Origin of the sequence: Salmonella sp. SG203 (assembly GCF_013350575.1) — a bacterium.
GTDB lineage: Bacteria > Pseudomonadota > Gammaproteobacteria > Enterobacterales > Enterobacteriaceae > Salmonella > Salmonella enterica.
Map to the genome: position 1 here is coordinate 230,549 of NZ_SNMT01000005.1, position 13,211 is coordinate 243,759.

General features: G+C 50.1%; 12 protein-coding genes and 1 pseudogene. 3 read left to right on the forward strand and 10 right to left on the reverse strand.

What is annotated here, in order from left to right:
* Window positions 1-14 precede the first annotated feature (14 nt).
* Window positions 15-953, reverse strand: a complete 939-nt coding sequence (gene ribF, locus HV477_RS10440; protein WP_000767311.1) for a bifunctional riboflavin kinase/FAD synthetase — start codon at window positions 951-953, stop codon at window positions 15-17.
* A 7-nt stretch (window positions 954-960) separates the two neighbouring features.
* A complete protein-coding gene (locus tag HV477_RS10445; RefSeq protein WP_001726890.1) occupies window positions 961-1,176 on the reverse strand; it encodes a DUF2575 family protein in 216 nt (71 codons plus the stop codon).
* A gap of 105 nt (window positions 1,177-1,281) precedes the next feature.
* On the opposite strand from HV477_RS10445, the gene rpsT reads away from it, so the two are divergent.
* From rpsT to HV477_RS10460, 3 genes are all read left to right on the forward strand, one after another.
* On the forward strand, window positions 1,282-1,545 hold the full coding sequence (gene rpsT / locus HV477_RS10450) for a 30S ribosomal protein S20 (RefSeq protein WP_001518655.1): 264 nt from the start codon (window positions 1,282-1,284) through the stop codon (window positions 1,543-1,545).
* A gap of 455 nt (window positions 1,546-2,000) precedes the next feature.
* On the forward strand, window positions 2,001-3,374 hold the full coding sequence (locus HV477_RS10455; RefSeq protein ID WP_000099989.1) for an MFS transporter: 1,374 nt from the start codon (window positions 2,001-2,003) through the stop codon (window positions 3,372-3,374).
* Window positions 3,375-3,413: 39 nt separating this feature from the next.
* A complete protein-coding gene (locus HV477_RS10460) occupies window positions 3,414-5,453 on the forward strand; it encodes a TIM-barrel domain-containing protein (protein ID WP_079898702.1) in 2,040 nt (679 codons plus the stop codon).
* Window positions 5,454-5,492: 39 nt separating this feature from the next.
* Here the strand turns inward: HV477_RS10460 and nhaR are convergent, their stop codons facing one another.
* The 8 genes and pseudogenes from nhaR to HV477_RS10500 form a co-directional block, all read right to left on the reverse strand.
* Window positions 5,493-6,407 (reverse strand): transcriptional activator NhaR, encoded by a 915-nt coding sequence (gene nhaR / locus HV477_RS10465; protein ID WP_079898703.1) that lies wholly within the window; start codon window positions 6,405-6,407, stop codon window positions 5,493-5,495.
* A gap of 61 nt (window positions 6,408-6,468) precedes the next feature.
* Window positions 6,469-7,635, reverse strand: a complete 1,167-nt coding sequence (nhaA, locus tag HV477_RS10470) for a Na+/H+ antiporter NhaA (RefSeq protein WP_001524217.1) — start codon at window positions 7,633-7,635, stop codon at window positions 6,469-6,471.
* Window positions 7,636-7,797: 162 nt separating this feature from the next.
* Window positions 7,798-8,025, reverse strand: a pseudogene (locus HV477_RS10475) (arylsulfatase); the annotation flags it as partial.
* Window positions 7,947-8,204 carry a hypothetical protein gene (locus HV477_RS10480; protein WP_001658458.1) on the reverse strand — a complete coding sequence of 86 codons (258 nt, stop codon included), beginning with the start codon at window positions 8,202-8,204 and terminating at the stop codon, window positions 7,947-7,949. The gene HV477_RS10480 and the pseudogene HV477_RS10475, both read right to left, overlap by 79 nt.
* A gap of 118 nt (window positions 8,205-8,322) precedes the next feature.
* On the reverse strand, window positions 8,323-9,576 hold the full coding sequence (locus HV477_RS10485) for a hypothetical protein (RefSeq protein ID WP_000457885.1): 1,254 nt from the start codon (window positions 9,574-9,576) through the stop codon (window positions 8,323-8,325).
* Between the two features lie 17 nt (window positions 9,577-9,593).
* Window positions 9,594-10,790 (reverse strand): anaerobic sulfatase maturase, encoded by a 1,197-nt coding sequence (locus HV477_RS10490; protein WP_001189145.1) that lies wholly within the window; start codon window positions 10,788-10,790, stop codon window positions 9,594-9,596.
* A 103-nt stretch (window positions 10,791-10,893) separates the two neighbouring features.
* Entirely contained in the window at window positions 10,894-12,387 is a 1,494-nt protein-coding gene (locus tag HV477_RS10495; protein WP_000754366.1) for a sulfatase, read from the reverse strand.
* Window positions 12,388-12,407: 20 nt separating this feature from the next.
* Window positions 12,408-13,172: an outer membrane protein OmpK gene (locus HV477_RS10500; RefSeq protein ID WP_000052612.1), complete on the reverse strand. Its 765-nt coding sequence runs from the start codon at window positions 13,170-13,172 to the stop codon at window positions 12,408-12,410.
* Window positions 13,173-13,211: the final 39 nt, after the last annotated feature.

Consider the following 13,211-nt stretch of genomic DNA (forward strand, 5'->3'; position numbering starts at 1 on the left):
AAACACCGTCAGGGTTACACCTGCCCGGCTAGCCCAAAAAACTTGCGGGCCGTTAACTCATCGCGTGCGATTTGCGCTTTTAGCTCATCAAGCGACGCAAATCGCTGCTCATTACGTATCTTTTTACGCAGTATTACATCTATATGGCGACCGTAGAGGTCCATTACAACATCCAGCAGATGCACTTCCAGTTGTTGACGCACGCCAGCCACCGTTGGACGAGTGCCAATGTTCGCTACGCCGGGTAACGGCTTATCGCCAAGCCCGGTGACTTCCACCGCATAGACCCCTTTGACCGGGGAGACCTGACGGCGCAGCGGTAAGTTCGCCGTCGGGAAGCCAATGGTACGTCCCAGCTCGTCGCCATGAACGACACGCCCGGAAATAGTAAAGGGATGTCCCAGCAGGCTTTCGGCAAGCGCCAGGTTATCCTCCGCCAGCGCCTGTCTCACTGCGGTACTACTGATACGCACGCCGCCTTCACAAAAGGTTTGGGTGCTGGAAACCGCAAAACCATACTCCGCCCCCGCCTTCTGTAATAACAAGAAATCGCCCGCGCGGCTAGCACCAAAGCGGAAATCATCGCCGACGGCAAGAAATTGCACGCCAAGTCGCTCTACCAGCAGTTCGCTGATAAACGTTTGCGCCGTCAAAGCGGCAAAGCGGCGATCGAATTTCACGCACAGCACATAGTCCACGCCGCACTGCGCAAGGTAATGCAGTTTTTCACGCAGGCGCGTCAGGCGAGCGGGCGCTTTATCCGTCGCGAACAGCTCCAGCGGCTGCGGTTCGAAAATCATGACCACCACCGGCAGACCGCGTCTGCGTCCTTCTTCCTGCAAACCCTGCAGTAGAGCGCGATGCCCCCGATGTACGCCGTCGAAATTACCAATGGTCAGCACACACCCATGCGGGGCCTGACTGAGATTATGTATGCCGCGTATCAGCTTCATGTCTGACTCAAAACAGTGAAAATCGCAAGAGTATACCTTGTACAGCGGTCAAGGTTAACCGACTATTGCCCTGATGAAACATAAAGAAGATGCTTTTCATCGCCATGCGGCAAACTCCGCCCCAAAACCCGCCGCTTAATGCAATTTTTCTCATGGAAAGGCTGTATTCACAGCACGCAAGCTGGTAGAATCCTGCGCCATCACTACGCAACGAGTGCTGCAATTTAAACGGCGCTTATTTGCACAAATCCATTGACAAAAGAAGGCTAAAAGGGCATATTCCTCGGCCTTTGAATTGTCCATATAGAACACATTTGGGAGTTGGACCTTGGCTAATATCAAATCAGCTAAGAAGCGCGCCGTTCAGTCTGAAAAGGCTCGTAAGCACAACGCAAGCCGTCGCTCTATGATGCGTACTTTCATCAAGAAAGTATACGCAGCTATCGAAGCTGGCGACAAAGCTGCTGCACTGAAAGCATTTAACGAAATGCAACCGATCGTGGACCGTCAGGCTGCTAAAGGTCTGATCCACAAAAACAAAGCTGCACGTCATAAAGCTAACCTGACTGCACAGATCAACAAACTGGCTTAATCGCCTGCTTGTTATCAGCTTTGTAGAAAAACCCGCGTAAAGCGGGTTTTTTTATGCCTGCTATCTGCCGTTTTGCTCGACAACCGCTGGCTCTGACCTCACTCGTTCACGCTCTTCCTGACCAGCCTATTTTTTCAGCTACCCCTCCCTTAGTCACGTAATACTTGAAAGTTATTTTCTTTCACTGTTTTCCTTTTCTTATTTCATTACTGAAAAAACTGTGACCACCTTAGCAAATAAAAACATCGCTCATTCAAAAACTAATAAACGCAATCCTGATGTAAGATTTAATAATTGATTGATGCCGTCGGGTTAACTACTTTTCATGTACACCTTACTTACTCATTTTAATCTGAGGTTAAATTCAAAAACGACATAAAAATAATATTCAAAACTTGCTTAGAAAGTAGAGGTTGTTTTTCTGGGCGTATCGTACCAATATCGGAGTTATCATTATGAGTTCTGTCATTGAGGATACCCAGCCTTCCGGGTCAGCATCATTGTCTTTACTACAGCGTATTAGCTACGGCTCTTTGGATGTGGCGGGTAATCTGCTGTACTGCTTCGGTTCAACGTACATTTTATATTTCTACACAGACGTTGCGGGCATTAGCCTTGCCGTAGCAGGCGTTATCCTGCTGCTGGCGCGTATTATCGATGGCATAGACGCCCCCATATGGGGGATCATCATCGATAAAACACGTTCACGCTACGGTAAATGTCGTCCCTGGTTTTTATGGTTACCGCTGCCTTTTGCGGTATTCAGCGCACTGTCATTTTGGTCTCCTGATATCAGTATGACAGGAAAAGCCATCTATGCAGCAATATCTTATATGATTGCCAGCATTCTATTTACCGGACTTAATACACCACTCAGTGCAATATTACCCCTGATGACCTTATCTCCCAAAGAAAGACTGGTTTTAAATTCCTGGCGAATGACCGGTGGGCAAATTGGGGTTTTATTAATGAACGCGACCGCCTTGCCGTTAGTCGCTTTTTTAGGTAACGGTGATGATCACGCTGGTTTTATTTATACGGCAATTACGTTTGCCATTATATCCTGCGCGCTAACGCTCTTTGCGTTTAAAAACATTCGTGAAATGGATACGGATAAAATACAGCATGAACCTAAGTTGCCGATGAAAAAAAGTTTCGCGGCGATGAAAGGTAACTGGCCGTGGATCCTGATGGTGCTGGCTAATCTGATCTTCTGGATTGCCCTACAGCAGCGCAACACGACCATTGTCTATTATCTGACCTACAACCTCGACCGTAAAGATCTGGTACCGCTGATTAACAGCCTGGCGACGATTCAGATCCTGTTTATCATCGCTATCCCCTTCTTTAGCAAATACCTGGCTAAAACCTGGATATGGGTAGGCGGTCTGCTGGTCGCCACGTTTGGCGGCGTCATGATGTGGCTGGCAGCGGACAACATTACTTTCCTCATCGCCGCCTGGATACTCGGCAATATCGGCAGCGGTATCGCCTGCTCAATGCCGTTTGCCATGCTGGGCTTCGCCGTCGATTTCGGCGCCTGGAAGACCGGTATTAAGGCTACCGGCATTCTTATCGCCTTCGGCAGCACCTTCTGCATCAAGATGGGTAGTGGCCTCGGCACCGCTTTCGCCGCCTGGATCATGAACAGTTTTGGCTATGTCCCCAACCATGCCCAGAGTGCTGCGGGTCTGGAGGGCATTATCTGGGCCTTTATCTGGGCACCCGCCCTACTCTTCGCGCTCGCAGCGATCCCACTACTTTTCTTTCGCAAATACGAAGCGATGGAAGAGAAGATTCGCCACGATCTGGAAACCGTCAACTCATAACGTTCTTTACCTTCACCCTCGAATATGGGAGGCACCACCATGCCATTTATGCAACAAGACCCGCGTCGTCTGGTCTGGCAGCAAAACGATCGCTATTTATGGATTGAACCCTGGGGCGAGAACAGCCTGCGCGTACGCAGCGGCCGTCATCTGCCGGTAATGAGAAATGAAGACTGGGCATTGACTGAGCCAGTCGCAGAAAGCCAGTGCCACATTGATTATGAGCACCACCAGGCAACGCTGACCAACGGCAAAATTATCGCTATCGTCAATCAAAAAGGACAGGTTACCTTTTACCGCCATCCACACAAACCCCTGTTGCAGGAGTTCTGGCGCCTGCGGGGCGAAATTGGCGAGGATGAATCATCTCACGGCCAGTACGTCAGCGCACTCAACCTTGAGGGACGCGAGTTCCGCCCTATTCAGGGTGGGAAATATTCACTGAAAGCCCGCTTCGAAGCCACCGAAGGGGAAAAAATTTATGGCATGGGGCAGTATCAACAGGCCAACCTGGATCTCAAAGGATGCGTGCTTGAGCTGGCGCAACGTAACTCCCAGGCCTCAGTACCGTTTATGCTCTCTAGTCTGGGCTACGGATTTTTATGGAACAACCCGGCAGTCGGACGCGTAACCTTTGCCCAAAACGTTACCGAATGGGAAGCGCAGGTCAGCGAACAGCTGGACTACTGGATCACGGCTGGCGATACCCCGGCAGAAATTAGCCGGGCTTACGCGCTGGCTACCGGCACGCCGCCGATGATGCCGGACTACGCCATGGGCTTCTGGCAGTGCAAACTCCGTTATCGTACGCAGGAAGAGCTGCTGGAGGTCGCCCGCGAATATAAGCGCCGCAATCTGCCTATCTCAGTGATCGTTATTGACTTCTTTCACTGGCCGAATCAGGGTGACTGGATGTTCGATGCGCGCGACTGGCCCGATCCTGATGCCATGATTGCCGAGCTGAAATCGCTGGGAATTGAGCTGATGGTCTCCGTCTGGCCGACGGTGGATAACCGTACCGAAAGCTATCGGGAAATGCGCGAAAACGGCTGGCTGGTACAAACGGAACGTGGCTTGCCGATCAATATGGATTTCCTCGGCAATACTACTTACTTTGATGCGACTCATCCGGGCGCGCGCGACTACGTCTGGGGCAAAGCCAAACGCAACTATTACGATAAAGGCGTGAAGTTATTCTGGTTAGATGAAGCCGAACCTGAGTTCAGCGTTTACGATTACGACAACTATCGCTACCATGCCGGGCCGGTACTGGAAGTGGGCAATATCTACCCACGTATGTACGCTAAAACCTTTTTTGACGGCATGAAAGCCGATGGCGAAGACCAGGTTATCAACCTGCTACGCTGCGCCTGGGCCGGCAGTCAGAAGTACGGCGCGCTGGTCTGGTCAGGGGATATTCACTCCTCGTTTAGATCGCTGCGCAACCAGTTTGCCGCCGGACTCAATATGGGAATCGCGGGGATACCGTGGTGGACGACGGATATCGGCGGTTTTCATGGCGGTAATATTCACGACCCGAAATTCCATGAATTGCTGATTCGCTGGTTCCAGTGGGGCGTCTTTAGCCCGGTGATGCGTCTGCACGGCAACCGCGATCCGCAGATTTTACCCGCACAACCATACCGGGATGGTATCGCCCAGTGCCCTACAGGTGCGCCGAACGAGGTCTGGAGCTACGGTGAGGAAGTATGCGAGGTACTGACAGGTTGCCTGGCGTTGCGAGAAAAACTCAAGCCCTATATCAAAGCGCTGATGGAGGAAACCCATAAGCACAATTCGCCAGTGATGCGCCCCCTGTTCTTTGAATTCCCCGAACAGGAAACAAGTTGGACAATCACCGACCAGTATTGTTTTGGTCCTGACCTGCTGATCGCCCCCGTCATGCATGAAGGTATGCGCGAACGTGATATCTGGCTACCGGAAGGGGAAACATGGACGGATCTTGCGACCGGTGAAAGCTATTCAGGAGGGCAGACGCTGCAGTACGCTACGCCACTGAACAGAATTCCGGTGTTTATCCGCGAAGGTGGGCAGTACCGTAGCCTGCTGAACTTGTAGAATGATTCCGGCTGCGGGTTAGTACCGCAGCCGGAAGTATTACGGTAGGTATGTCGACTGTAGCTTAAACAATGCCGAGTAGTCCGCATTGCAAATACGCTGCACCGCCGGATGCTGGATCATTCTCTCGGCAAAAATCGCATGATATTCTTCCATGACATTCTCCACGCGCCCAATCTCTATTACCGACTCATCGGCATAAAAATCCAGCGAATAAAGGCTCGGCGCCACAAAAATCGCATCGTGCGTCGCGCCAAACGCCTTCATTAAGGCCGCGTCATCAAATTCACCGAGGATCTCAACCTGTAGCCCCTGCGAATTAAACCAGTTCAACAATTTACGCCCCAGCATCGAGCGCCGTCCCGGCACCAGCAACCGTCGCTCTTCCAGGCAGGCAGGGAACGCTTTTTCAGGAAGCGGATTCGTACACCAGAAACTGACGCTGCATTCGCCGATTTTGACTGAGAATAGCCCCTCCTGCTGCGTGGAATCTATCGGGCAGTCGGAGATAATCATATCCAGCTTGTGCTGGCTGAGCTGTTCGAGCAACATTTCGTGCGTGGACTCGAAGCAACGCAGATGTATGGGTTCGTCCACCACCACCGCCGCATCCAGAACGCTGCTGACCAGACGCTTGGATAAAGCATCGGCGACGCCGACATCAAACAACAGGTTTGATTCTTTGCGGTAATTGACGATATCCAGCATCTCCTGGCTTAGCGTAAACATTTTGTCCGCATAGCGAAAAACCAGCTCGCCCAGTTCGCTGGGCTCAAGACCGCGTCCCTTACGTTTAAATAGCTTCCCCTGTAAACGCTCTTCCAGGGCTTTAATTTGACCAGTAATGGTTTGCGGCGTCAGAAAAAGCGCCTCTGCGGCACCCACGACAGAACCTTCTTTATAGACATGCCAGAAGTAATAAAGATGGTTGTAGTTAATATGAGACATGCTCATTCCTCTCCCTGTTCAATGTCGCAAGGGAGCGATACATCGCTCCCCCTTTCCTTCGTACTGATTATGCCGGCGCGTTCAAACGCGCGCGCAACCAGCTATACCCCACCACTGCGGAGAGCAATGAACCAATCAAAATGCCCAATTTCGCCCAGTTAATAAGTTCCGGATCGACATTGCCAAATGCCAGGCTGGCGATAAAGATGGACATCGTAAAGCCAATGCCACACAAAATGCCGACCGCCATGATTTGCTGATAAGTGGTCCCTTGCGGCAGATGCGCCAGCTTGAAATGCAGCGCCAGCCAGCAAAACAGGCTAATCCCCAGCGGCTTACCAATCAGCAGACCGGCAATAATTCCCAACGGCAGCATGGAGGTCAGACCGTCAATCGTGACGCCCTGAAGAGAAACGCCGGCATTCGCAAAAGCGAAGAGCGGCAGGATCAGGTACGCGACCCACGGGTGCAGAACATGCTCCAGACGCTTGGCCGGCGAGCGACCGTGTTTTTCTTTCAGCGGAATAAAGAAACCGACAATAACGCCTGCCAGCGTCGCGTGAACGCCGGACTTCAGTACCGCCGTCCACAGCACTGCCCCGACCAGAATATATACCCCAGTCCGTCTGACGCCGCACAGGTTCAGCAGCGCCAGCACGGCAATCGCGAACGCCGCCACGCCCAGCGAGACGATAGAAAGATCGCTGGTATAAAACAGTGCGATAATAACGATGGCGCCGAGATCATCGATGATCGCCAGCGCCATCAGGAAAATTTTCAGCGCCAGCGGAACCCGGCTGCCCAACAGCGCCAGCACGCCCAGCGCAAAGGCGATATCCGTCGCGGCAGGAATAGCCCAGCCCTCGCGAGTGACCGGATCGGAGTAGTTAAAGGCCAGATAGAGCAATGCCGGTACAATCATCCCGCCGATGGCGGCAATCACCGGAAAAGCGGCCTGGCGCAGACTGGCTAACGAGCCTTGCATCAGTTCGCGCTTAACTTCCAGGCCAATCAACAGGAAAAACACGGCCATCAGCGCATCGTTGATCCACAGCAGCATGTTTTTGTTGATCTCAAGCGCCCCAACCCGTAGCTGAACCGGCGTCTCCAGAAAATCATGATACCATCCACTGGTCGCGCCCATATTGGCCATCAGCATAGCCAGCGCAGCGGCGATGATGAGAATGATGCCCCCAGAGGCATCGCTGCTAAAAAATCGGTGCAGATGTTTCACTTTTTATTCTCTCAATCAGGTGAATTCTTCGGATCTACTATCTTACCTCGCCTGACTCATCGTTAAAATTAGATTATATATGATGAATAGCTCGTTTTTTACGAAATGAAGTCCGACTTACGCCGGACCTTTTTAGTGCAGTCAGTCATTGATGATAGACCGCTACGCGTACAGATCCATTTTATACACCCGGAAACTGGTAATATCGTAGCGATAGCCTTCCCCGTTCGTTTCCGCGTTTTTGTAGTAACCTGACGTCATGGTCGCTTCAAAAAGCACGGTTTTCTCCGTAGGCGCAATCTCCTGTAAAATTAGCAGCCCCATCGCCTCACTGCCCGCCTGCGGATCGATAATATCGCTCTCGCCAGGCTGGCAAGAGATGGCGCGGCCATAAACGGATTAAGAATAATCAGCGCATTTTGTACTGTATTACTTTCTGTAATCTGGCTGAGGCTGTGCTCATAAATCGCCGTATGGTTGAGCACCATCGCATTTTGCTTATCAATCCTCTGATTGACGGCAAGACACGGGGTAGGAAGCGTATTCTTTTGATGTTTGAACGGCCCCATGATCTCTCCAGTATATCGTTGTCGTTCCTTGCTGGAACAACGAAATAGATACGCTGGAGAGGGTTGTACTGATAATCAAAAGCCATCGACTCAGCTCTATCACACGGCATGCGATGCGTTATCCGACCTTACGGGATTGATTATATTCATACTTCAGATAATCCAGCGTTGCCGTCACATTTGCCGGTGACAGACGATTAAGCTGCGCCAAAAAAGGATGCGCATACAGATAATTAATGAACGCCGTCGCGCCTTGTAACGTAGCATAGCGTTGCTGGGTAATTTTTTTATTACCGGTGAGATTACACACCGCCATAGCATAATCGCGGGTAGAAAAAGTACGCCAGACATTGTTACGGATACCGCCGCTTAAAAACAGGCGTGGCGGAATATCTTTTTGCAGCGGCGTCGTACCGCGTTCTTTGACAAATGAAATATGGCAACGGCCCTGATGGACATGCGGCATATTCGCCATCATGCATCCCCCCAGAATAAAGCATTCATGATCGAGGTAATGCTGAACGTTTAAGGAGCGTTCGTCCGTCAGCATCCGCACCAGTTCAAAATGGCGGTAGGCAGGCAACACCGGCTTTACGATCATTCCGGAGTCATTCTTATATAACGAGGCCGGACCGTAGTCGATATCAAATAAAGTTTCGCGGCGCGCTGTAATCGCTTCCTTACGTTGCACCATATGCGCCAGCGTACCCGGAGGTAGCCGTTCTTCATAATACGACTGATACTGCCAGGCTTTATCCAGCGGCTGTGCTGAATAATTTGACGAAATCGCCACCACCCTTCCGCTTTGTTCTTCTGCCGTCACCAGAACATACAGGCTGCTGTCTCCACCGTTATAGTTCACCCTGAAAGCGCGGGTGCTGAGTGCGATATCGAAGGCCGGAAACTGCTGGCATCGCTCTGCAAGGTTTGCATTACGGGATAGTTTAAACAGCGCCCGGTTAAGACCTGTGCTGTCTAATTTCAGCTGTGAGCGGATCCCGGCAAGCGACGTCCCTTCCTCAATTAGGGTTGCCAGCTCGTCCTGTCGGCAATCGCTTTTTGCCTTTTCGGGGACGATGAACGTTTTCCGACACTGACTACACGCCATGCGGTGTTCGCCCTGAGTCGAGAAGCCGTATTTCTTTAATGAGGTGCTGCCGCAGGCAGGACACTGTTTGACCAGGCCTTTCCATCCCCGGTTTACCGTGTGGCGAAAAAGATTTAACGCCCCAGCGGAAATAACAGGAAACAGGAAACCACATTCCCGACAAAGAACATCTTTTCCCTGGCGGACATAATCCGGACTGTTCAACACGCCCAGATTTTTACATCCCGGCGTTTTACAGCAGTCCACATTAATATTGGCAAACATGCGTTCCTCCTTGAGCATTACTTAAAAAAAACAGACCGGATCTCCGCCGGTGACAGGTTATTTACGTAAAGGGTTTTCATCGCTTTCATCATTGGCGCGGTATGAGAGAAAAAGCACTGATAGCCGGCACAAAGATAGTTTTGCTTCATCGGTCCGCAAGCCGAAGGCAAAAAGCGGTGTTTAGGGCAACCGCCATAACAGGCGAATTGCCACGGGCAGGTATGGCATTCCTGCGCCATCGTGCGGCTTTTATCGAGACCAAACTGCTGGTTTTGCGCGCTATTATTCATCTGACGCAGCGGCGTGTCGTTAATATTGCCGAGCTTATATTGCGGGTAAACGAAATGATCGCAGTTATACACATCGCCATTCATTTCCATTGCAAAAGCGCTACCGCAAACGGGCGCAAAAACGCAAACCTGAGGGGGGAGTCCACACCATGCCGCCAGCGTTTGTTCAAAGAGTTGAATGCCGATATCACCAATATCTTCGCGGATCCAGATATCAAAAATGGCATTCAGGAACTTTCCAAACTGTAATCCGTCCACTGACCAGGGGGTTACTGCGGTTTGCTCGTCCTGCGGATGCGCCAGCATTCCGTCTTTATTTGCCGCTCTTTCCACTAGCGGAATAAACTGCATATAGCGGCTGCCGATAGATTTCAGATACGCATAAACCCGCTGCGGGTGCAGCATATTGCTCTGACTCACCACCGTGAGAGTATTAAATTCAACGCCATGACTCGCCAGGCATTTTATCGCCTGTTCAACTTTATGATGGGTAGGTTGCCCTGCGCGAGTTACTCGCCATTCGTCGTGCAGCGCCGCATCGCCATCAATCGAAATACCAACCAGAAAGTCATGCGCCCTGAAGAATCTCGCCCATTCATCATCAATCAGAATGCCATTGGTCTGAAAAGTATTAACGATGGCTTTTCCATTAGCATAACGTTGCTGGAGCGCTACAGCCTGGCGGTAAAATGGCAGCCCCATCAGCGTCGGTTCCCCACCCTGCCACGCAAAAATCACTTCATCCACGTCCTGCGCCGCAATATGCTGTTGCACAAACAACGCCAGCGTTTCTTCCGTCATCTTGTAATGGTTTTTTCTATCGGGATAGAGCATTTCCTTTTCCAGATAGAAGCAATATTTACAATCAAGATTACACACCGACCCGGTCGGTTTGATCATTACCTGACAGCTTTTCCGTTGCATATTTTCCGTATCCCTAAAATAAAAGAACCTGACTCAGCACGAGGGCGCTGAATCAGGCGGGCAGAGCCCTAAGTGACATACTTAATTTTTTATAATTATCCTTTTAGCCCCAGGTCACCGGCGTTGGTTTGTCGCCACGGGCTTTCATTAACGAGTCGTTATCGATGTCCTGTTTCATTTTCAGGAACTTGCCATACAGCTGTTTTTCAATTTCAGGCTGTTTGCCAATTTGGTTCAGCGTTTCGAACCGATCTTTTTTCAGGTTATAGAGGTATTTAGGTTTATTTTCACGATCGATGATCATTTTCCAGTCACCGTCGCGGATCGCCCATTCATCGGTCGGATCATCCTGGAACGGCATATCAATACCGAAGATCAGCGGCTTATTACGTTTTAACGTTTTCTGCTCCAACAGCGGAACCAGCGATTGCCCGTCGTATGTACGATCAGTAGGCAGTTTGAAATCCATCATGTTCGCCAGCGTCGGCATCCAGTCCAGACCATACACCGGCGTATCGGTAACGACGCCCTGTGGAATGTGTTTACCGTATTTGATAATTGCCGGAACGCGAATACCGCCTTCCCACAGGTTATCTTTACGTCCGCGCAGACCGTCAGTCTCGCCTGCGAGGTTCAGCTCGTAGACTTTACGCGCTTCACGCGTCACCGGGCCGTTATCACTGGTGAAGATGACAATGGTATTATCTTCTTCCCCCATCGCTTTAATTTTATCCAGTACTTTGCCGACTTGCGCATCCATATAGCTGATATTGGCGTAATATTCACCGGTACCGCGCCACGGTTTATCCGCCCAGTCGCCGTAGAACAGATCGGGATGCTGCTTCTGGTATTCGCTCATGTATTGTGAATACATATCGAGGTATTTTTTCGGCGAGGCCAGCGGGCTGTGAACTTCCGTAAAGGCAACGTATAAGAAGAACGGTTTGTCGTCTTTCTTGTTATCTAGCCAGTTCACCACTTCAGAACTGACAAATTCGCCGCTGATGCTATCGGCACGATCAATATGTTTGCCGTTACGCATCCAGCCGGTTGGGTGGACGACGCCGTAACGCGGGCGCTCTTTGGCATTATCCAGCGTAGCATCGGTCACAAAGCCAGCCGGGTTCACCAGAGAGTAATCAAAACCTAACTCTTTCGGCTGCGGCTGATCGGTACGATCGCCCCCGGCGTTGAGATGCAGTTTACCCATCATCGCGGTATCGTAACCCTGCTGTTTCAGCAGATTGGCTATGGTCAATTCGTTACGTCCAATAGAAACATTAGTACCTTCAGGGATCCAGGAGCGTACACCGGTGCGGAAGGGCATACGGCCTGTTAACATCCCGGCGCGGGAAGGAGAACACAAAGGAGCCGGCGCATAGTATTCAGTGAATTTGACCCCTTCTTTCGCCAGGCGGTCAATATTCGGGGTTTTCACTATCTGGTGACCGTAAGTCGCCAAATCACCATAGCCAAGATCATCTGCCACAATAAAAACTAAGTTCGGGCGTTTTTCGGCAGCCGCGTGCACGACAGATAACGTACTTGTCGCACAAAGCGCCAGTCCAATCATGCTGGCAATGACTGTTTTTTTCATTTCAACTCCTTTGATTTTATTTAAAATGAATATCCGACCATATAAATCATCTGGTCTCCATATCCGTCATAACCTAGTTTGTTCGCGAAATAACGATATGTCACAGTAGCTTTCCAGCGGGGATAAAATTTCCATGCCAGTGTTAATCCACCATTTAATCCATTTCGACCGAATTGCTGCTCCGTATAAGCGTCATTTCTATCTAGTTCGATTTCATTCCAGTCAGATAAAACAAAATCTTCACCAAATAAATTAAAATTATAGGCTGCAGTCCAGCCAATAACATAGCCATTCCAGCCGCTTGTCTGCCCATATTTCTGCGAGACATAATCACCAGATTGATTATGCAGACCAATATAGGGTTTGAAGAACCCCCAACTCCCGCTCCAACCTAAATACCCCGCTCCATAAAACATATCGAGGTCATCGCCCCATGAGTTATCCCATTGACCATATATCTTACCGAAGAAAGTATAATCTGAATCAAAGAGTCGTACATGAGTCATGGCAGAAACAGTATGATTTCTTCCAGCAACAGCGTGATTTAACACGTTGCTTTCAATAAATGAATAGAATTCTGCCTCTTTGAAATTGACACCAAAGTCAGCAGTTACTTTCCACACCTCCCCACGATGTACATTGACGAATCCACTATTCCAGTCAGCATAACCGGCATTAATTGATCCAAATGAATTCTTATATTCCAGTGCATGTACAGAATGGCTAAAAACAGTAGATATTGTAAGTAAGAGACTAAATAATACTGTTCGCTTTATCAGAGACATTGAATATATTTCCCATAGTTATATTTTATTCATCAATGA

Coding starts and splice junctions, on each gene's coding strand:
- ribF (WP_000767311.1), bottom strand. CDS start 953: ATGAAGCTGATACGCGGCATACATAATCTCAGTCAGGCCCCGCATGGG.
- HV477_RS10455 (WP_000099989.1), top strand. CDS start 2,001: ATGAGTTCTGTCATTGAGGATACCCAGCCTTCCGGGTCAGCATCATTG.
- HV477_RS10460 (WP_079898702.1), top strand. CDS start 3,414: ATGCCATTTATGCAACAAGACCCGCGTCGTCTGGTCTGGCAGCAAAAC.
- nhaR (WP_079898703.1), bottom strand. CDS start 6,407: ATGAGCATGTCTCATATTAACTACAACCATCTTTATTACTTCTGGCAT.
- HV477_RS10480 (WP_001658458.1), bottom strand. CDS start 8,204: ATGGGGCCGTTCAAACATCAAAAGAATACGCTTCCTACCCCGTGTCTT.
- HV477_RS10485 (WP_000457885.1), bottom strand. CDS start 9,576: ATGTTTGCCAATATTAATGTGGACTGCTGTAAAACGCCGGGATGTAAA.
- HV477_RS10490 (WP_001189145.1), bottom strand. CDS start 10,790: ATGCAACGGAAAAGCTGTCAGGTAATGATCAAACCGACCGGGTCGGTG.
- HV477_RS10495 (WP_000754366.1), bottom strand. CDS start 12,387: ATGAAAAAAACAGTCATTGCCAGCATGATTGGACTGGCGCTTTGTGCG.
- HV477_RS10500 (WP_000052612.1), bottom strand. CDS start 13,172: ATGTCTCTGATAAAGCGAACAGTATTATTTAGTCTCTTACTTACAATA.